The sequence below is a fragment of the Leifsonia sp. Root227 genome (assembly GCF_001428745.1).
Lineage (GTDB): Bacteria > Actinomycetota > Actinomycetes > Actinomycetales > Microbacteriaceae > Leifsonia.
On sequence record NZ_LMIO01000003.1, the window covers coordinates 594,696 to 614,260 of the forward strand.

At 70.4% G+C, this 19,565-nt stretch carries 18 protein-coding genes; 13 read left to right on the plus strand and 5 right to left on the minus strand.

The window, feature by feature from the left end:
- Positions 1–3: 3 nt before the first annotated feature.
- Entirely contained in the window at positions 4–1,155 is a 1,152-nt protein-coding gene (gene nhaA, locus ASE16_RS12830) for a Na+/H+ antiporter NhaA (protein ID WP_055895485.1), read from the minus strand.
- 206 nt (positions 1,156–1,361) lie between these two features.
- Between nhaA and ASE16_RS12835 the strand changes: the two genes are divergently transcribed.
- The 5 genes from ASE16_RS12835 to ASE16_RS12855 all read left to right on the plus strand — a co-directional run bounded on the left by ASE16_RS12835 (position 1,362) and on the right by ASE16_RS12855 (position 6,211).
- The gene (locus ASE16_RS12835) at positions 1,362–2,090 is read left to right on the plus strand and encodes a MazG family protein (RefSeq protein WP_055895487.1); all 729 of its coding nucleotides are present in this window, start codon (positions 1,362–1,364) and stop codon (positions 2,088–2,090) included.
- A 71-nt stretch (positions 2,091–2,161) separates the two neighbouring features.
- Positions 2,162–3,214: an iron-siderophore ABC transporter substrate-binding protein gene (locus tag ASE16_RS12840; RefSeq protein ID WP_055895490.1), complete on the plus strand. Its 1,053-nt coding sequence runs from the start codon at positions 2,162–2,164 to the stop codon at positions 3,212–3,214.
- Between the two features lie 8 nt (positions 3,215–3,222).
- Positions 3,223–4,320, plus strand: a complete 1,098-nt coding sequence (locus tag ASE16_RS12845; protein ID WP_055895492.1) for a FecCD family ABC transporter permease — start codon at positions 3,223–3,225, stop codon at positions 4,318–4,320.
- Positions 4,320–5,402, plus strand: coding sequence for a FecCD family ABC transporter permease (locus tag ASE16_RS12850; RefSeq protein ID WP_082581429.1), 1,083 nt, complete (start codon positions 4,320–4,322; stop codon positions 5,400–5,402). Before ASE16_RS12845 ends, ASE16_RS12850 begins: the two co-directional genes overlap by 1 nt.
- A 2-nt stretch (positions 5,403–5,404) precedes the next feature.
- Positions 5,405–6,211: an ABC transporter ATP-binding protein gene (locus ASE16_RS12855; protein WP_055895494.1), complete on the plus strand. Its 807-nt coding sequence runs from the start codon at positions 5,405–5,407 to the stop codon at positions 6,209–6,211.
- Positions 6,212–6,503: 292 nt separating this feature from the next.
- Here the strand turns inward: ASE16_RS12855 and ASE16_RS12860 are convergent, their stop codons facing one another.
- Positions 6,504–7,628, minus strand: a complete 1,125-nt coding sequence (locus ASE16_RS12860) for an epoxide hydrolase family protein (protein ID WP_055896485.1) — start codon at positions 7,626–7,628, stop codon at positions 6,504–6,506.
- Between the two features lie 57 nt (positions 7,629–7,685).
- Between ASE16_RS12860 and hisS the strand changes: the two genes are divergently transcribed.
- Positions 7,686–8,978 carry a histidine--tRNA ligase gene (hisS, locus tag ASE16_RS12865; protein ID WP_055895496.1) on the plus strand — a complete coding sequence of 431 codons (1,293 nt, stop codon included), beginning with the start codon at positions 7,686–7,688 and terminating at the stop codon, positions 8,976–8,978.
- Between the two features lie 288 nt (positions 8,979–9,266).
- Here hisS and ASE16_RS12870 read toward each other — a convergent pair whose 3' ends face one another.
- On the minus strand, positions 9,267–10,751 hold the full coding sequence (locus tag ASE16_RS12870) for an MFS transporter (RefSeq protein ID WP_055895498.1): 1,485 nt from the start codon (positions 10,749–10,751) through the stop codon (positions 9,267–9,269).
- A gap of 49 nt (positions 10,752–10,800) precedes the next feature.
- Here ASE16_RS12870 and ASE16_RS12875 point away from each other — a divergent pair, with 49 nt between their 5' ends.
- The 6 genes from ASE16_RS12875 (at position 10,801) to ASE16_RS12900 (ending at position 16,832) form a co-directional block, all read left to right on the plus strand.
- Positions 10,801–11,409: a TetR/AcrR family transcriptional regulator gene (locus ASE16_RS12875; protein ID WP_055895500.1), complete on the plus strand. Its 609-nt coding sequence runs from the start codon at positions 10,801–10,803 to the stop codon at positions 11,407–11,409.
- A 131-nt stretch (positions 11,410–11,540) separates the two neighbouring features.
- Positions 11,541–12,821 carry a phosphopyruvate hydratase gene (gene eno / locus ASE16_RS12880; protein ID WP_055895501.1) on the plus strand — a complete coding sequence of 427 codons (1,281 nt, stop codon included), beginning with the start codon at positions 11,541–11,543 and terminating at the stop codon, positions 12,819–12,821.
- Between the two features lie 246 nt (positions 12,822–13,067).
- Positions 13,068–13,595, plus strand: coding sequence for an FtsB family cell division protein (locus tag ASE16_RS12885; RefSeq protein WP_157480373.1), 528 nt, complete (start codon positions 13,068–13,070; stop codon positions 13,593–13,595).
- Positions 13,595–14,110, plus strand: coding sequence for a DUF501 domain-containing protein (locus ASE16_RS12890; RefSeq protein ID WP_055895506.1), 516 nt, complete (start codon positions 13,595–13,597; stop codon positions 14,108–14,110). The genes ASE16_RS12885 and ASE16_RS12890 overlap by 1 nt, the downstream gene beginning before the upstream one ends.
- Positions 14,107–15,378, plus strand: a complete 1,272-nt coding sequence (locus ASE16_RS12895) for a S8 family serine peptidase (protein WP_055895507.1) — start codon at positions 14,107–14,109, stop codon at positions 15,376–15,378. The genes ASE16_RS12890 and ASE16_RS12895 overlap by 4 nt, the downstream gene beginning before the upstream one ends.
- A gap of 38 nt (positions 15,379–15,416) precedes the next feature.
- Complete coding sequence (locus ASE16_RS12900) at positions 15,417–16,832, plus strand: NAD(P)/FAD-dependent oxidoreductase (protein ID WP_055895509.1); 1,416 nt, start codon at positions 15,417–15,419, stop codon at positions 16,830–16,832.
- Positions 16,833–16,930: 98 nt separating this feature from the next.
- On the opposite strand, the gene ASE16_RS12905 is transcribed toward ASE16_RS12900, so the two are convergent.
- Together ASE16_RS12905 and ASE16_RS20150 are read right to left on the minus strand one after the other, a co-directional pair.
- Positions 16,931–17,518, minus strand: coding sequence for an IMPACT family protein (locus ASE16_RS12905; RefSeq protein WP_055895511.1), 588 nt, complete (start codon positions 17,516–17,518; stop codon positions 16,931–16,933).
- Positions 17,515–18,015 carry a MarR family winged helix-turn-helix transcriptional regulator gene (locus ASE16_RS20150; RefSeq protein WP_055895513.1) on the minus strand — a complete coding sequence of 167 codons (501 nt, stop codon included), beginning with the start codon at positions 18,013–18,015 and terminating at the stop codon, positions 17,515–17,517. Before ASE16_RS20150 ends, ASE16_RS12905 begins: the two co-directional genes overlap by 4 nt.
- Positions 18,016–18,104: 89 nt before the next feature.
- On the opposite strand from ASE16_RS20150, the gene ASE16_RS12915 reads away from it, so the two are divergent.
- Positions 18,105–19,490, plus strand: coding sequence for an MFS transporter (locus ASE16_RS12915; protein WP_055895515.1), 1,386 nt, complete (start codon positions 18,105–18,107; stop codon positions 19,488–19,490).
- The last annotated feature ends 75 nt before the right edge of the window (positions 19,491–19,565 follow it).

A 19,565-nucleotide genomic window follows, 5' to 3' on the forward strand; every position in this document is an offset into this window, starting at 1 on the left:
CGGTCACGGGCGCGGGTGCGGGTGCTGCGCGCGATAGCGGCGCGCGAGGAGGGTGACGCAGACGCCGGCGCCGACGATCGAGACGGCGGAGCCGAGGAGGACGGCGAGCGTCCCCTCGGCGCGCACGAGCTCATTCGTCGCGAACGCCAGCTCGTTCATCAGAAGCGACACGGTGAAGCCGATGCCACCCAGGATGCCGATGGTCACCAGGCCGAACAGCGAGATCTTCCCGCGTTCCGCCTTGCTGCGGGTGAACGACCCGAGCCAGCCGCCGAGTGTGATGCCGATCACCTTGCCGACCGGCAGGGCAACCAGAATGCCCCAGAATGCCGGCTGCAGCTGAGCAGGCGACACCTGCGGGATGGCGACCAGCGCCGCCGAGAACGCGAACAGGGGCAGGATGACGCCGTTCGACCACGGCTCCAACGCGTGCGTGACCCGTCCGGCCGGGCGGCGGGCCATCACGAGCCCGAGGGCCACGCCGGCGATCGTCGCGTGCACCCCGGAGTCCCAGACCAGCCACCAGGCCAGGCAGGCGACCAGGACCATCAGCACGCCGATCGGCACGCGCATCCTGCCCTTCGACAGTCGGCTCAGCAGCCCGAAGGCGGCGACGGCGACGGCGGCGAGTGCGAGTTCACCGAGGTTGGGGTCCGTGGTGAAGAAGACCGCGATGATGAGGATCGCAATCAGGTCGTCCAGCACCGCGAGCGCCAGCAGGAACACGCGCAGCCGGTTGGGCAGCCCGCGGCCGAACACTGCGAGCACGCCGAGCGCGAAGGCGATGTCGGTGGCGGTCGGGATGGGCCAGCCCTGCTCCATCCCGCTGCCGGCAGTGAACGCGAGGTAGATCAGGGCGGGCACGACCACCCCGGCCACCGCCGCGATGGCGGGATGCACGGCCTTCTTCACGCTGTTCAGCTCGCCTGCCACCAGCTCGTGCTTGAGCTCGACGGCGACGATGAAGAAGAAGATCGCGAGCAGGCCGTCGCTGATCCAGTGTCCGACGCTCATCCGCAGCCCGCCGACGCCGACGTACGTGTGCTGCAGGTCGAGCAGGGCGGGCCCCGCTGCCGTGTTCGCGAGGAGGAGGCCGAGCGCGGCCGCCCCGAGGAGGAGTCCTGCGGCTGTGCGCTCGGATCGGATGATGCTCATGCGGTCTCGCCTATCTCACGCTTCGAGTTTCTCGTCGAACGCGCGGCCGGATGCGGGAGCGACGCGTTCGCGTCACCCGCCGACCAGACTTCCCGGCACACCAGTCACCCACTCTACCGGGGAGGCAGGCGTCAGGCGGCGGAGGATGAGGGAGGATGGAGGAAGGGCGGCCGGTGCGCCGCCCACGATCGAGGAAGGCGTCCACGATGACCGAGCTGAGCTTCTCATCCGCTCCCGCGTCGGAGCAGCCGACCAAGCTGGACGAGCTGGTGGCCGTGATGGAACGGCTGCGCGGCCCTGGTGGGTGCCCGTGGGATGCCGACCAGACGCACGAGTCGCTGGTGCAGTACCTCATCGAGGAGACCTACGAGCTGGTCGAGGCGATCGAGACCGGCAACAGGGACGACCTGATCGAGGAGCTCGGAGACGTGCTCTATCAGGTGCTGTTCCACGCCGACATCGCGGCGCACACTCCCGGCGAGGACTTCGACATCCAGGATGTGGCAGCGCAGATGACCGCCAAGATGGTCGGCCGCCACCCGCACGTGTTCGGCGGAGACAGGACGGCGGAGACCGCCGACGACGTCGTCGAGTTCTGGGACGACCTCAAGAAGCGCGAGAAGCCGTCGCGGACGAGCGTGCTCGACGGCATCCCGCAGGCCATGCCGTCGCTGGCGCTCGCCGACAAGCTGCTCGGCCGTGCGGAGAAGGTGGGGCTGCTCGACCTGCACGAGGCCGGGGGAGTGCAGGTGGACTCGGAGGACGAGCTCGGTCCGCTGCTGCTGGCGATCGTCGCGTCGGCGAAGGCCAAGGGACTGGATGCGGAGCGGGCGCTGCGCTCGACGCTGCGCGACCTGCAGTCGGAGATCCGCGAGTACGAGGCGGACGCGTCCGACGCCGGAATCATCGGGCTTCCGTCCGCCTCGTCCGACTGACTCGGGATTGGCAGGGCGGAGACGGTTAGGTTAGGCTTGCCTAAACCCCCTCACCGTCTCGAAGGAGAAGCATGTTCGAGTCCGTTTCGCGCCGCCGGTCGCGCGTCGCCGTGGTCGCGTCGGCGATCGTCGCGACCGCCGCCCTCATCCTCACCGGCTGCAGCGCCGGTACGCCTGGCGACGAGAGCAGTTCGAGCAGCGGATCCGGGGCGTTCCCCGTCACGATCAAGAGCGCCCTCGGCCCGGTGACGATCGACAAGAAGCCGGAGCGCGTCGCGGTCTGGGGCTGGGGTGCGGCCGATGTCGCCCTCGCGCTCGGCGTCGTGCCCGTCGCCATGCCGAAGATGACATACGGCGGCAACGCAGACGGCGTCCTGCCCTGGGTGGCGGACAAGCTCACCGAGCTGAAGGCGAAGACCCCGCAGCTCATCGCCGGCGTCGACACCGGCGAGGTGCCGTTCGAGGAGTACGTGAAGGCCAAGCCGGACGTCATCCTCGCTCCGCTCTCCGGCCTCACCCAGGCCGAGTACGACAAGCTCAGCAAGATCGCGCCGGTCGTCGCATACCCGAAGGTGCCGTGGGGCACGAGCTGGCAGGACCAGACGGACATCGTCGGCAAGGCTCTCGGGCTCTCCGCGGAGGCCACCGCGCTCAAGAAGAAGACAGAAGACAACGTGGCTGCGCTCGCCGCGAAGTACCCCGTGCTGAAAGACAAGACGTTCGTCTACGCCGCCGCCAACGAGCCGGGCATGATCAACGTCTACAAGGCCACGGACTCCCGCGTGCTCCTGCTCAATGAGCTCGGCCTCAAAAACTCGCCCAGCATCGACACGCTCGACGCCAAGAAGGATGCGGACAGCTTCTTCTTCCAGGTCAGCTACGAGAACCTCTCCAAGATCGACACCGACCTCCTGGTGATGTACTTCGACAAGCAGTCCGCCGTCGACACCTTCACGGCAGACCCCCTGGTCGCCGCGATGCCCACCATCAAGGAGGGCCGCTTCGCACCGATCGTCGGCGAGGCGTTCGTCATGGCGTCGAGCGCGCCCAGCGTGCTGAGCATCCCGTGGATGCTCGACCGCTACGTGCCGGAGCTCGCGGCCGCGGCCGACAAGGTCAAGTAGCGGGCCGGATGACCACCAGTGCGGTGCCGCCGACGAGCGCGGCGGCGAACGACGGCCACGGAGGGGGCGGCCAGCGCAGTGGCGCAGGCAGCGCATCCACTGGCCGCCGTCGGCGTCGGCTGTCGTACGGGTTCGGCATTGCGATCGTCGCGCTGCTGGTGGTGTGCATCCTGAGCCTGATGCTGGGCTCCAACCCGCTCGATCCCGCGACCGTGTTCCACGCGCTGTTCCACTACGACAGGAGCAGCGAGGCATCGCTGATCGTCGTCGACAGCCGCCTGCCGCGCACCCTGCTCGGGCTGAGCGCCGGGCTCGCGCTCGGCCTCGCCGGCACGGTCATGCAGGGGCTGTCCCGCAACCCGCTCGCCGACCCCGGCATCCTTGGCGTGAACTTCGGGGCGTCTCTCGCCGTGGTGATCGCCATCGCGGTGTTCGGCATCACCACCGCGGGCGGGTACGTCTGGTTCGCGTTCGCGGGAGCCGCCGTCGCATCGGTGATCGTGTACGCGGTGGCGTCCGCCGGCCGCGAGGGCGCGACGCCGATCAAGCTCGCGCTCGCGGGGGCAGCGGTCTCTGCCGCGCTCGGCTCGCTCATCACGGCCGTGCTGCTGACCAGCCGCGTGTCGCTCGACTCGCTGCGGTTCTGGCAGGTCGGCTCACTCGCCGGACGCAACCTCGGCGTGTTCTGGCAGGTGCTCCCCACCATCGTGATCGGCGCGATCGTCGCCCTCGCGCTCGGCAGGGCGCTCAACGGGCTGGCGCTCGGCGACGATGTGGCGCGCGGGCTCGGCCAGAAGGTCGGGGTGTCCAGGGTGTTCGCGGCCGTCGCCATCGTGCTGCTCTGCGGGTCGGCGACCGCCGCCGTCGGCCCGATCGCGTTCGTCGGGCTCGTCATCCCGCACGTCGCGCGCTGGGTGGTCGGCGCCGACTATCGCTGGATCCTCGCGTTCTCGGCCGTGATCGCGCCGACCATGCTGATCGCCTGCGACGTGATCGGCCGCCTGGTGGCCTGGCCGGGCGAACTGCAGGTCGGCGTCGTCACCGCGGTGGTCGGCGCTCCCGTGTTCATCGCGCTCGTGCGCCGTCGCAAGCTGGTGAGCCTGTGATGACGGATGCGCGGGCAGGGGCCGCGCAGGAACCGGCGGGGGCCGCTGCGGTCGCCGCTTCGCGCGCATCCATCGCCGATCGACGTTCACGCGCATCCCGGGTGATCCGGGTGTCCGTGGTGCTCGCCGTGCTCATCGTGCTCGTCTCCGCCGTGTCGCTGAGTCTCGGCGCCGCGGCGGTCGCGCCCGGCGACATCCTCGCCGCGCTGGTCGGCAGGGCGGATCGGCTCACCCAGTTCGTGATCCTGGAGCTGCGGCTGCCGCGGCTGCTCGCCGCCGTGCTGGTCGGTGGTTGCCTGGGGCTCTCCGGCGCCCTCATCCAGTCGATCGCGCGCAACCCGCTGGCGAGCCCGGACATCATCGGCATCACCGCGAGCGCGAGCGCGACCGGCGCGATCGCGCTGGTCTGGTTCGGGCTGACCGGCCTGGCGCTGTCCGGCGTCGTCGTGGCGGGGACGCTGGTCGCCGCCCTCGTCATCTACCTGCTGGCCTGGCGCGGCGGCATCAGCGGCTACCGGTTCGTGCTGATCGGCATCGGCTTCGCCGCCATCGCCGGGGCGATCGTGTCGTACGTGCTCACGACGGCGGCCCTCACCGACGTGCAGCAGGCGCTCGTCTGGCTGACCGGCAGCATCAACAGCGTCGACCCCGTCGCGCTGACCGTGCTGGCGGTGAGCGCCGTCGTGCTCGTGCCGTGCGCGCTGCTGCTCGGCAGGCCGCTCTCGGCGCTCGGCCTCGGCGACGACACGGCGGCGGCGGTGGGCGTGCAGGTCGAGCGGACCCGTCTGCTCGTGGTGCTCGTCGCCGTCGCTCTCGCTGCGGTCGCGGTGTCCGTTGCGGGGCCGATCGCGTTCGTCGCGTTCCTCTCCGCGCCGATCGCCAGGAGGCTGGTCGGTCGCGGCTCGCTCGCGCTCGTCCCGTCCGCGCTGGTCGGCGCACTGGTGCTCGTCGTCTCCGACATCGTCGCCCAGTTCGCGGTGCCTGACGTGGCGTTCCCCGTCGGAGTCGTCACCGGCGTCGTCGGCGCGCCCTACCTGCTCTGGTTGCTGACCAGGACCAATCGAATCGGCCGGGGAGGCTGACCATGACCACCACCCACGAACTCGCCGCGCGCGACCTGACCCTCTCCTACGAGGGCAGGGTCGTCGTCGACGGCCTCGACCTGGAGGTGCCGCCCGGCACGGTCACGGCCATCGTCGGCCCGAACGCGTGCGGCAAGTCCACGCTGCTGCGCGGGTTGTCCAGGCTGCTCGCCCCCGCATCCGGCACGGTGCTGCTGGACGGCGCGGACATCCACTCGCTGCCGACCAAGCAGGTGGCGACCAAGCTCGGGCTGCTGCCGCAGGCTCCCACGGCGCCGGACGGCATCACGGTGGCCGACCTGGTCGGGCGCGGCCGCTACCCGCATCAGGGCTGGTTCCGCCGCTGGACGGCGGAGGACGACGAGGCCGTCGCATCCGCGATGGTGTCGACCGGCGTGGCCGACCTCGCCGACCGCGCGATCGACGAGCTGTCCGGCGGTCAGCGGCAGCGGGTGTGGATCGCGATGGCGCTCGCCCAGCAGACGGACATCCTGCTGCTCGACGAGCCGACGACGTTCCTCGACATCAGCCACCAGATCGACGTGCTCGACCTGCTGCTCGACCTCAACGCCGCCCGCGGGACGACGGTGGTGATGGTGCTGCACGACCTCAACCTGGCCGCGCGCTACGCCGACCACCTCATCGCGATGCGCGCGGGGGCGATCGTCGCGGCCGGTGCGCCAGGCGACGTGGTCACGGCGGAGCTGGTGCGCGACGTGTTCGGCGTGGAGTCGGTGATCGCGTCCGACCCTGTGACGGCGACGCCGCTGGTGGTTCCGCTCGGCCGCCACCACAGGCTGGGCGACTAGCGGCTGAATCGGAGTCCGGGCGCGGCGGGGGCCGAGCGGGGCGGCAGCGTCACGGCCGTCCCGACGACCGGCAGCGCGCCCGCTAGGCGTTGTCAGCCCGCCATTCGGGTGAGAGGCGCGGTTGCGCGACTCTCCTGGATGGCTGACGGGCACGTTGTCGGCCTTGTGTCTGACAGCGAGCATCTACCCGTGGTCGGACGGATGCGACTCATGTCAGGTCCATCGGGACACCACCGAAGCCGCAGGGCACGACCATGAGGGTGGCAACGCCCTCATCTTACGCCGCGGCGGCTCAGCCGAGCGAGGCGAAAAACGCGCGGATGCGGTCGGCGGCGAGGTCGGGCTGCTCCAGCCCGAGGAAGTGCCCGCCACGGGGTGCACGCTCGAACACGCGGAGGTCGGCCGCCGCGCGTTCGGCGAGCGACTGCGGGAATCCGTCCATCACCGGCTCCCTGCTGAGCAGCACGCCCACCGGCGCCACGATCGGCGGCCGCGGAGGGTTCGCGTCGTAGTCGAAGTACTGCTGGAACGACGTTCCGATGCTCCCTGTGGCCCAGTACAACGTCGCGATGGTGAGGAGTGCATCCCGAGGCACCACAGCGTCGAGCTCGCCGTCGACCCAGTCGTGCCACTTGTCGGCGATCCAGGAGAGCAGCCCGGCGGGAGAGTCGCCGAGCGCCGCGGAGATGGTGTCCGGCCTGGTGCACATGATCTCGCTGTAGCCGCCGTCCGAACCGTCGTAAGCGTCGACCGCGGCGAGGTACTCGCGCTCCTCCTCGCTGTGCGGTTCGTCGTCCGCGGGGAAGGGGGCGTGCAGGAGCTGCACTCCGATCACCCGGTCGGCGTGGTCGACGCCGAGCCAGGTCGCCGCCCCTCCGCCGATGTCGCCGCCGAACGCCGCGTAGCGGTCGTAGCCGAGCACGGTCGTCATCAGTTCGTGCAGGTCGTCGGCGATGGCCTGCCTGGTCAGCGGCCGGTCGGGCAGCTCGGAGAACACGAAGCCGGGCAGCGACGGCACGATCACGTCGAACGCGATCCGCGCATCCGACCCTGAGCCTGCCGGGTTGGCCAGCCGCTCGGCGAGCGGAAGGTACTCGGTGTACGCGCTCGGCCAGCCGTGCAGCAGCAGCAACGGGATGCGCGTCTCCGCCGACCCAGCGGCAGGCACCCGCACGAAGTGGATGCGGTGACCGCCCACATCCGCGAGGTACTGGTCGTAGGAGTTCAGCCGTTCCTCCTGTGCCCGCCAGTCGAACCGCAGCCAGGAGTCGACCAGGTCGCGCAGCACGGGCTCTCCCGCGCCGCCCTCCCAGGGCGCCCGGCCGATCGGCTGCACGTAGCGGGTGGCGGAGAGCCGTGCCAGCAGTTCGTCGATGGTGTCGTCTGACAGGTGGATGCGGAACGGTTCGATGCTCACCGCTGCCACGCTACTCGCGCGCTGTGGCGGATGCGCCGGCATGGAAGAATCGTTCGCATGGCTTCTCCGATCACCCCGCCCCGCGGTATGCGCGACTTCCTCCCGGCAGACAAGGCTCGCAGGGAGCACGCGCTCGGGGTGATCAGGCGCAGTTTCGCCTCGCACGGGTTCGACGAGATCGAGACGCCGGTGGTCGAGGACGTCGCGCGCCTGCACTCCGGGCTCGGCGGCGACAACGAGAAGCTGGCGTTCAGCGTGCTCAAACGCGGCCTCGACGCCGACGACCTGCGCGCGGCCATCGACTCCGGCGACGTCCTCAGCCTCACCGACCTCGGTCTGCGTTTCGACCTGACGGTGCCGCTCGCCCGGTTCTACGCCACCCACCGCGCTGAGCTGCCTCCGGTGTTCCGCTCCATCCAGATCGCCCCGGTGTGGCGCGCGGAGCGCCCGCAGAAGGGCAGGTACCGCCAGTTCGTGCAGTGCGACATCGACATCATCGGCGAGGCGGGTCAGCTCGCCGAGGTGGAGCTGATCACGGCGACGGCGGCCGCACTGGATGCGCTGGGCCTGCAGAACTGCACGATCCGCATCAACGACAGGCGCATCCTGAACGGGCTGCTCGAGTTCTGCGGTTTCGCGGAGTCGCGCTGGCCGCAGGTGCTGATCTCGATCGACAAGCTCGACAAGATCGGCGCGGAGGGCGTGGTGAAGGAGCTGAGCGCGGACGGCGCAGACTCGGCCGCCGTGCTCGGCGGCATCCTGGAGAACCTGGAGCCGCACCTCGCCGACGGCGGCGTCGCGCTGACCGTCGAGGCGATCACCGGCATCCTGCCAGACGGTGTGGACACCGACGCGATCGCCGCGCTGGAGTCGCTGGCGCACGCGCTCGATACGTTGCCGACCGGTGTGACGCTTCGCTTCGACCCGACCCTGGTGCGCGGCATGGGCTACTACACCGGCACGATCTTCGAGATCGCCCACCCCGGCTCCGGCAGCTCGGTGGGCGGCGGCGGTCGCTACGACGGGATGATCGGCCGCTTCCTCGGCACCGACGTCCCCGCCTGCGGTTTCTCGATCGGCTTCGAGCGGGTCGTGGACCTCATCGAGGTGCCGACGGACGCGTCCGCCGATGCGATCGTGCTGGTCTACGACCCCGCGGTGGCGCTGGACAGGCTGCTCGCGGTGAAGTCGGAGCTGATCGCCTCCGGACGCAGGGTGCGCCTCGACCGCAGGGCCAAGAACCTGAAGGCTGTGCTCGACCGCGCGGAGGCCTCCGGCTTCCGGTCGTTCGCGTTCGTGACCGCCGACACGACGGATGCGGCCTCGCTCGAGGTCAAGCCGCTGGGCTGACCGCTGCGCTGACCGCTGCGCTGACCGCTGCGCTTCCGTTCCGACGGAGTTCCGCTCAGAGCCCCGGCGTGTCGTTCCGTTCGGACGGAGAGCGAGGGGCCGGAGCGACGCCTTCTCCGTCCGGACGGACATCGGCCGTGAACGCGGGTTCTCCGTTCGGACGGAGAAGGGCGGCGTTTGGGCGCGGGAACTCCTTAGGTACGGAGACGCAGGTGGCGTGTCGGGCGAGTTCTCCGTCTGGACGGAGACCATGACGCACTGCGGGCCCACCGTCGTGAGGGGAGCGGCCTAGGCGTCCACCCTGGCAGGCGCCGGCTCGGCGCCGCGGCGGGAGCGGGCGATGCCCCAGCCGACGAGCGCGCCGGCGAGCACCGTGAGCGTCACGCCCGCGATGGTCACGGCGTCGCCGAACTCCGCTGCCTGGGCCGCCGTCCAGTGCCCGGAGGCGATGGTGCCGGTGAACAGGGACGCCAGGATGGTTCCGGTGATCGCGATGCCCACGCCGGAGGCCACCTCGGTGGACGTGTCGGTGAGGGCGGCGCCGATGGTGGTGCGGTTCTCGGGCAGGCCGCGCATCACGTTGGTTCCGGCGACGACGCCGACCACGCGCATCCCGGCGGCCACAAGCACGAGCGCGACCGCCACCCAGACGTAGCCGTACCGGCTCAGCACGGCGTAGACCGCGAGGCCGGCGACGACCGTGACCGCGCCCATCCATCCTGCGCGCTCGAGGCCGATCCTCCGCACGAGGGGCGTGATGACGGCGCCGCCGGCGATGAGCACGACGACCTGCGGCAGCATCCCGATGGCGGCGAGGGCGGGCGGCCAGCCCCAGGCGAGCTGCAGCTGCAGCGTCACCAGGTAGCCGAGGCCGGCGGTCGCGATGCCGGTCGCCGCCTTGAATGCCAGCCCGCTCGACACCAGGGGATGCGCGACCAGCTTCAGGTCGAGCAGCGGGTGCGCCGCGGAACGCTCGCGCAGCACGAACAGGATCGCGCCGACGACAGCGGCGGCGGTCACCGTCCACGGCTGCCACGCCCCGGTGCCCAGGTCGACGAACAACGTCGGAGCGACGAGAGCGAGCACGATCGTGAGCGTGCCGACGACTGCGCCCGCGATGTCCAGAGGGTCGCGGTGCAGGTCGGCGGCCGCATCCTTCGCCACCCCGAACCGGATGCTCAGGAACGCGAGGGCGGCGATCGGCACATTGACCAGCAGCAGCACCTGCCAGGGCGCGATGGCGAGGACGAGCCCGCCGACCGTCGGCCCGATCGCGAGCCCGACGAGCCCCACCGTGGAGATCAGGGTGATCGCGCGCACGCGGAGCCCGTCGTCCGCGAACAGACGGAACGCGAGTGCCATCGAGCCCGGGGTGGTCATCGCGGCGGCGACGCCCATCGCGACGCGCACGGCGATCAGCTGCTCCGGCGTGGTGACGAACGCGGTGGCGAGGCTCGCCAGCCCGAGCAGGACGAGGCCGACGAGCATCACGCGTCGTCTCCCGAACCGGTCGGAGACGGCGCCGAACGCCAGCATCAGCCCGCCGAACACGACCGCGTACGCGCCCGTCACCCACTGCAGCCCGGTGGTGGATGCGTGGAGCTCGCGCCCGATGGTCGGCAGCGCGACGTTGAGAATCGAGTTGTCGAGCATCTCGAACAGGAAGACGGCGGACAGCCCGGTGAGGGCGAGCCACGCCTCGCGGAGCGAACGGGGCGAGCGGGGCGAGCGGGACGCCTCGCGGATAATGACAGGAGCTGGAGTGGAGGACATGCCACTAGATTATGTCACTAAACTTAGTCACACAAGAGAGTGAGGGTGAATGCCCAGGAACAGCGAGCGCGGCGGGCCGCAGACGCGCGCCAGGATCGCGGAGATCGCGTCCGGACTCTTCCTCGAACGCGGGTTCGATGCCGTGACGGTCGTCGAGGTCGCTCGCGCAGCCGGCGTGTCGAGCGTGACGGTGTTCAATCACTTCCCGCGAAAGGAAGACCTCTTCCTCGACAGGGCGGCCGACGCCGTGGACCTGCTCAGGACGGCCGTGCGCGACAGGGCGGACGGCACGGACGTGCTCGGGTCGCTGCGGGACGCGACGCTCCGGCTGGTCGACGAGCGCAGCCCGCTCTCCGGGGTGGACGGCAGATCGATCCCGTTCTTCCGCACGGTCGCTGGGTCGCCGGCGCTGATCGCCCGCGCACGCGAGATCTCCTCCGAACTGCAGCGCACTCTCGCCGACGAACTCGACGCGGACGAGGCGTACACGGGCGACGCCGGGTTGTTCGCGGCGTTCTTCATCGCCGGATACGGCACGGTGCTGGTGGACACGGCGCGGCGACTGATCGGGGGAGATGCGGAGGCGACGGTGCTGCGGGAGCACCGAGCGCGGCTGGAGGCGCTGTTCGACGCGCTGCGCGGTGGCGTGCGGGACTGAGCCGCGCATCCACAGGCCGGGGCTTGGCGCATCCACCCCGGTCGGATGCGTTCTCCCGACCTCAGTAGACTGGCGAGCGGATCACCGCTGATTTAACCACCCCCACACACATGTGAAACAAGGAGACTGTTGTGGCTCAGATCGAAGCTGTAGGCGCTCGCGAGATTCTCGACTCGCGCGGAAACCCGACCGTCGAGGTCGAGGTGCTTCTCGAAGACGGCACGGTCAGCCGTGCCGCCGTCCCGTCCGGCGCGTCGACCGGCGCGTTCGAGGCGTACGAGCTTCGCGACGGCGACAAGGACCGCTACCTCGGCAAGGGCGTGCAGAAGGCCGTCGACGCCGTGCTCGACGAGATCGGCCCGGCCATCGAGGGCTTCGAGGCCGCAGACCAGCGCCTCGTCGACTCCGCCATGATCGAGCTCGACGGCACCGACAACAAGAAGCGTCTCGGTGCGAACGCCATCCTCGGCGTCTCGCTGGCCGTCGCCAAGGCCGCCGCCGACTCGGCCGACCTTCCGCTGTTCCGCTACGTGGGCGGCCCGAACGCGCACACCCTGCCCGTGCCGATGATGAACATCATCAACGGTGGCGCGCACGCGGACACCGGCGTGGACATCCAGGAGTTCATGGTCCTGCCGATCGGCGCTGAGACGTTCTCCGAGGCCCTGCGGTGGGGTGTCGAGACCTACCACTCGCTCAAGTCCCTGCTCAAGCAGAAGGGCTTGAACACCGGCCTCGGCGACGAGGGTGGATTCGCTCCGGAGCTGGAGCACAACCGTGCGGCGCTCGACCTCATCTCCGAGGCCATCCAGAACGCCGGCTTCACCGTTGGCCGCGACATCGCGCTCGGCCTCGACGTCGCATCCACCGAGTTCTTCGAGAACGGCGTCTACCGCTTCGAGGGCCAGGACCGCAGCGCGGCCGAGATGTCCGCGTACTACGCGGAGCTCGCGGCGAACTACCCGCTGGTCTCCATCGAGGACCCGCTGGCCGAGGACGACTGGGAGGGCTGGGCCCACCTCAACGCCGAGCTCGGCAGCAAGCTGCAGCTCGTCGGCGACGACCTGTTCGTCACCAACCCGAAGCGTCTCGCCAAGGGCATCGAGGTCAAGGCCGCGAACAGCATCCTGGTCAAGGTCAACCAGATCGGCACCCTGACCGAGACCCTGGATGCAGTCTCCCTCGCCCAGCGCAACGGCATGACCGCCGTGCTCTCGCACCGCTCCGGCGAGACGGAGGACACGACGATCGCCGACCTCGCCGTCGCCACCGACGCCGGTCAGATCAAGACGGGCGCCCCTGCCCGCTCCGAGCGCGTCGCCAAGTACAACCAGCTCCTCCGCATCGAGGAAGAGCTCGGCGAGGCCGCCGTCTACGCCGGCCGAAGCGCCTTCCCGCGCTTCACCGCGTAGCGCCCCGCCGCTCCCGAAGGCCCCCGGGCTCCGGTCCGGGGGCCTTCTCCGTCCCGTCGGCACCCCTCTCAAAATCGGGCCCGGACTTGTGCACACCACCACACGGCGTGTCGCCTGCATAACTCCCGGCTCGATAATCGGGGGACGCGGCGGGGCAGCGCAGGGGGTGCGCAGGAGGGTGGCTTACGATTGTTGGCGGGGCCCGGCCGGTCCCGTTCCGTTTGTCGTCGTGGGTCAGGAGGGCTTGTGGCTGCGCCTCGTACCCGCCGTGTCCCCGTCGCCATGGCGTCGGGAACCGCGACAGGACGGTGGCTGCGCGGGCTGCACTTCTCCGGGTTCTCTCTGGTGATGATGGGGCTGCTCATCCTCGCCGTCGTCGTGCTCGCCCCCACCGCGCAGAGCCTGATCTCGCAGCGACAGCAGATCGCCGACCAGCAGAAGGCCGTGGATGCGCTGTCCGGCCAGGTCGCAGACCTCAAGGAGCAGCGCGCCCGCTGGAACGACCCCAGCTACATCCGCGCGCAGGCCCGCGACCGGCTCTACTACGTGATGCCGGGCGAGGTCAGCTACCTCGTGATCGACGACAGGCCTCCGGCGGCGCAGACCACGGATGCGCCCGTCAGCTCGAAGCTGCAGAAGACGGAGACCGACTGGCTCGGATCGTTGTTCGGCTCCTTCATGGGCGCCGGCCTGAGCGACGCGACACCTGCGCAACTCGGCGGCACGAACCCGGCCCCCACTCCGACTCCCACCTCGACCCCTGGCGGCAAGTGATGACCACCCCACCCTTCGATGCAGTGACCGAACAGGACATCGCGACCGTGTCCGCCCAGCTCGGGCGACCGGCGCGCAACGTCGTCGGCATCGCGGCACGCTGCGTCTGCGGCAACCCGACGGTCGTCTCGACCGCCCCGCGCCTGGACGACGGCACGCCGTTCCCCACGTTCTACTACCTCACGCATCCCGCAGCCACCGCCGCCCTGTCGCAGCTGGAGGCCGTCCAGGTGATGAACGAGTACAACGAGCTCCTGGAGTCGGACGAGGCGGTGCGCGACCAGTACGCCACCGCGCACCGCGCATACCTCGCCGACAGGGAGAGCATCGCGGTGGTCGAGGAGATCGCCGGGATCTCGGCCGGCGGGATGCCCGTGCGCGTCAAATGCCTGCACGCCCTCGGCGCCCATGCCCTCGCGGCGGGTCCCGGCGTCAACCCGATCGGCGACCTCGCCCTGGCGCGCGCCGACTGGTCGCCCGAGGTGTGCGAGTGCCAGGACTACACCGCGGAATGACGCGGCTCGGCCGCGCAGCGACCGCCGTCGCCCTGGCCGGGGTGCTGGGGCTGGCCGCCGCTGTCGCGCCGTCCACCGTCGCGCACGCCGACCAGGTGCGCGACCTCGAGTACTGGCTGAACGACTACGGCTTCGCCCAGGCGTGGCAGACCACCAAGGGCGCCGGCGTGAAGGTCGCCGTCATCGACACCGGCGTCGACGGCAGCGTCCCCGACCTCGCCGGTGCGGTCGTCGGAGGGACGGACGTGTCGGGCGTCGGCGCGGCGAACGGTCAGAAGCCGCTCGGCGACGCCGGCTCCGCCGACCACGGCACCTGGGTGGCCTCCCTGCTCGCCGGCCGCGGCACAGGGCCGGACAGCGGCGTGCTCGGCGCGGCCCCGGAGGCGAGCATCCTGACCGCCTCCGTCGCCCTCGGCTCCGCGGTAGGAGCCATCGGCAGCGACGAGCAGATCGCGAGCGCCGTGCACTGGGCCGTCGACAACGGCGCCAAGGTCATCAACATGTCGCTCACCAGGAACACCCTCGACTGGCCGACCAGCTGGGACGACGCGTTCCAGTACGCGTTCGAGCACGACGTGGTGGTGGTCGCGGCGGCGGGCAACAGGGGGAGCGGCACCACGGAGGTCGGCGCCCCGGCGACCATCCCCGGGGTCGTCGCTGTCGCCGGCGTCGACCGGCAGGGGCAGGCGAGCTTCGACGCGTCGTCGCAGGGCATCACCATCGCCGTCTCCGCACCGAGCGAGCAGTTGGTCGGCGTGAGCCCCGGCGGAGGGTACGTGCAGTGGGCGGGCACGAGCGGGGCGACCCCGCTGGTGGCCGGAGCCGTCGCGCTGATCAGGGCCGCGCATCCAGAGCTGAAGGCACCGGATGTGATCGAGCGGCTGATCAAGACCGCCCGCGCGGCGCCGGGAACCGTCCCCAGCCCGATCTACGGCTACGGGCTCCTGGATGCGGCGGCCGCCGTGACCGCGAAGGTGCCGCACGTCTCCGCGAACCCGATGGGCGACCTCACCGAGTGGATCCGCATCCACCGGCGCGCCGACGTTCCCACCACCGCGGCTCCCGGCGTCGCACCGGTGCCGACCTCCACCCCTCGGGCGCTCCCCGCTGAGCCGACCGCGCGGGTGGATCAGCTGCTCTGGCCGCAGTGGTCGGCCTTCACCGGCTTCTGGTTGCCGTTCAGTCTGATCACCGGATTCGTCGCTTTGGTGGCCCTTGGAGGGGTCGGAGCGTTCCGGCATTTCAGAGGGACGGTCAGCAGGGAGTAGATTAACTGCATACTTTCGTGTTGAGGAGACCCACCACTGTGCCCAAAATCCTGATCGTCGGCGGCGGATACGCCGGTTTCTACACTGCGTGGAAGCTCGAGAAGCAGCTGCGCAAGGGGGAGGCAGAGGTCACAATTGTCGACCCGCTGCCGTACATGACCTACCAGCCCTTCCTTCCTGAGGTCGCCGCGGGTTCCATCGAGCCTCGTCACGCCGTGGTCGCGCACCGCCGCCACCTCACCAAGACCAACGTCGTCACCGCCAAGGTCACGTACATCGACCACGCGAAGAAGACGGCGACCATCCAGCCGCCGATCGGCGATGCGTACGAGTTCGAGTACGACATCGTCGTGGTCACCGCAGGCGCCGTGTCGCGCACGTTCCCGATCCCGGGCGTCGCAGACCAGGCGATCGGCCTCAAGACCATCGAGGAGGCCGTCGCGATCCGTGACCGCGTCCTCACCAACTTCGACAAGGCGGCCAACCTGCCTGCCGGTCCTGAGCGCGACCGTCTGCTGACGTTCGTCGTCGTCGGCGGCGGGTTCGCGGGCATCGAGGTGTTCGCCGAGCTGCGTTCGTTCGCGAGCGCGCTGCTCAAGAACTACCCGCAGATCGCCTTCGAGGACACGCACTTCCACCTGATCGAGGCCATGGGCAGGATCATGCCGGAGGTGTCGCTCCCGACCAGCCACTGGGTCATCAAGAACCTCGCCCAGCGCGGTGCGGAGATCCACCTGGACACGCAGCTCGCGAGCGCCGTCGACGGCGTCATCGAGCTGTCCACCGGCGAGAAGTTCGAGACCGACCTCATTGTCTGGACCGCCGGCGTCATGGCCAACCCGACGATCGTGCGTCACACCGACCTCCCGATCGAGGAGCGCGGCCGTCTCCGTGTCCGCGCGGACCTCCGCGTCGGCTCCGACGACGAGATCATCAAGGACGCCTGGGGTGCAGGCGACGTCTCGGCCGTGCCAGACCTCACCGGTGGCGGCGTCGGCGGATTCTGCGTGCCGAACGCGCAGCACGCTGTCCGTCAGGGCAAGCTGCTCGCGAAGAACATCATCGCGGACCTCCGCGGGGAGCTCCCGCGCCAGTACTTCCACAAGAACATGGGCGCCGTCGCGGGCCTCGGCCTCGGAACCGGTGTGTTCCAGTCCGGCAAGCTCGCGATCAAGGGCCTCCCGGCCTGGTTCGCGCACCGCGGATACCACGGCCTGGCCATGCCGAGCTGGGAGCGCAAGTGGCGCGTGCTGTGGGGCTGGTGGAACAACTTCTGGCTCGGCCGCGACATCGTGTCGCTCGCAGCCACCCAGCACCCGCGTGCCGTCTTCGAGGAGTTCGCTGCCCGTCCGAAGCCCCCGGCGGCCGAGGCGACTCCGGCCGTCGAAGCCCCGAAGAAGGCTCCGGCCAAGAAGGCCGCTCCGAAGGAGCCGGTCGAGGTCGCAGCCAAGTAGCGCGAGAGTGTGAACGGGAGGGCCCGGTGCGAGGAATCGCGCCGGGCCCTTTCGCGTGCCTGGGCGGGGGATGCGGGGGCTGCGTGGATGCGGTGCCGTCAGCCCTCGACGACGGCGCGTCCCTGCGTGAGGTCGCGGACCGCATCCCGTGCTGCGGCCGCCTGCATCGTCGGCAGCCTCAGCGTGAACCGCACCGCCCCGCCGTACTCCGCGTCGCCCGTCTCGTGTCCTTCGCCGTCCGCCCAGCGGCGGATGCGTTCGGCGTCTGCGTAGTCGGCCAGCACGGCGAGAACGGTTTCCGGCACGCGCTCGATCAGGGGCGCATCCAGCAGGGCGGCGGCGATCGCGTCGGTGTACGCGCGCATCAGTCCGCCTGCGCCCAGCTTCACGCCGCCGAAGTAGCGGACCACGGCGCCGAGTACGCCATCGAGGTCGTGGTGCCGCAGCACCTCCAGGATGGGGCGCCCCGCCGTGCCGGACGGCTCGCCGTCGTCGGACATCCCGGAGTGGCCTCCGGCGAGCAGCGCCCAGCAGACGTGGTTCGCGCCCGGATGCTCGGTGCGGAGCCGCGCGACCTCGGCCAGTGCCTCATCGCGGTCGGCGACCGGCGTCGCGAGCGCGATGAAGCGGCTGCGCCGCACCTCGACCTCCGCGGTGACGGGGGAGGGGACGGTGAAGGGGCTCATCCCTCCGCCATCTCCCAGAGCACGCGTGCCGCCTCGGCGAGTGCGACGCGCTCCTCCGGGGTGCGCGTGGCGAGCTGGGCGTCCAGCCACGCGTGGCGCCGTGCCCGTGCCTCTCCTGCGACCCGGTGGCCTTCGGCGGTCGGGGTGAAGAGCACGCGGCGGCCGTCCGTCGGGTCGGCCGCCCTGATCGCGTAGCCGAGGGACACCAGACGGTTGACCGTCTGGCTCATCGAGGCCGCGGTGACGCGTTCGTGGTCGCTGAGCGCCGTGAGCGTGGCAGGGCCGTAGCGGTGCAGGTGCCCGAGCACGTTCATCGCCGCGTCGCCGAGTTCGCCGTTGGCGCGTTCGGCGCGGAAGCGGCGGTAGATCCTGGCCACCGAGCGCGTGACGCGTTCGCCGAGGTCGTCGTCGGCGGGCAAGCCGGCGTCGGCGGGGAAGCCAGGGTCGGCGGGGAAGCCAGGGTCGGCGGGGAGGGTCTCGCTTGCGTGTGCATCCACGATTGATTAGTATACCTAAAGAAGTAGTTCACACGCGTAAAGCATTCCAGGAGGACGAGACGGACACCGACACCAGGAGCACGGAGACCGTGAGCGCGCACAAGCCGTTCGGGTGGCGTTTCACCGCCCCGCTGCTGCTCGGGTCGACGCTCAACCCGATCAACAGCTCGATGATCGCGACCGGCCTGCTCGGCATCGGCCTCGACTTCCACCTGGGGCCTGGCCAGACCGCGAGTCTCATCTCGGTGCTCTACCTCTGCAGCGCGGTCAGCCAGCCCACGATGGGCAAGCTCGCCACCCTGTTCGGGCCGCGCCGCGTGTTCATGGCCGGGGCGATCATCCTGCTGGTCGCCGGTGTGGTCGGGGCGGCGGCGCCCGGCTTCGGCTTCCTGCTGGTGTCCAGAGCGCTGATCGGCATCGGCACCTCCGCCGCGTACCCGACCGCGATGGCCCTCGTGCGCCGCAGGGCGGACGAGAACGGCATCGGCGTTCCCGCCCGCGTGCTCGGCAACTTCTCCATCGCCGCCCAGATCACCACGGTGTTCGGACTGCCGCTCGGTGGGGTGCTCGCAGGGACGTTCGGCTGGCGCGCCCTGTTCTTCGTGAACATCCCGCTGGCGATCGTCACATTCGTGTTCACGCTGCTCGGCGTGGAGAAGGACTCGCCGCGCGAGCGGCAGGGCGGCCGGGCGCTCATCGCATCCATCGACATCCCCGGCATCGCGCTGTTCGCCGGCACGATCGTGAGCCTGCTGGTGTTCCTGTCCGAACTCGCTTCGCCGCTCTGGTGGCTGCTCCCGGTGGTCGCGGTCTTCGGCGCCGCCCTCATCCTGTGGGAGCGGCGAGTCGCCAAGCCGCTCATCGACATGCGGATGCTCGCCCGCAACCGGCCGCTGCAGCGCACCTACCTGCGCCAGACCCTCTCCGCCCTCGTGGTCTACTCGGTGCTCTACGGCACGAGCCAGTGGATGGAGCAGGCCGCCGGATACAGCGCAACGGCGGTCGGCCTCATCCTGCTGCCGCTGTCCGGCCTCAGCATCGTGATAGCCCGGGTCGCCTCCACCCGCGGCTGGGTGCGCTGGCCGCTCGTCATCGGCGCCGTGTCGGTGGTGCTGAGCGCGGTGGTGATGCAGTTCATGAACGGCGGATCGAGCCTGTGGGTGCTGATCGGGATGTCCCTGCTGCTCGGCTGCGCCAACGGGTTCACCGGGTTCGCCAACCAGGCGACGCTCTACGTGCAGGCGCCGGCCGAGGAGATCGCGGTGGCCTCCGGGCTCTACCGGACGTTCGCCTATCTCGGCGCGATCTTCTCCTCCAGCCTCATCGGCATCACCTTCGGTCGCCAGGCCACCGACGCCGGCCTGCACACCCTCGGCTGGGTGCTCGGCGGCATCGGAGTCCTGTTGCTCGTCATCACGGTCCTCGACCGCCGCATCCCGCTGACCACCACAGCAGCGAAAGGCAGCGCCGCGTGAGCGCCGCGCCGCCTGCTCCCTCCGGACGGGATCTCGGGGCGACACGCCGCTGATTCCTCCGTCCGGACGGAGTTT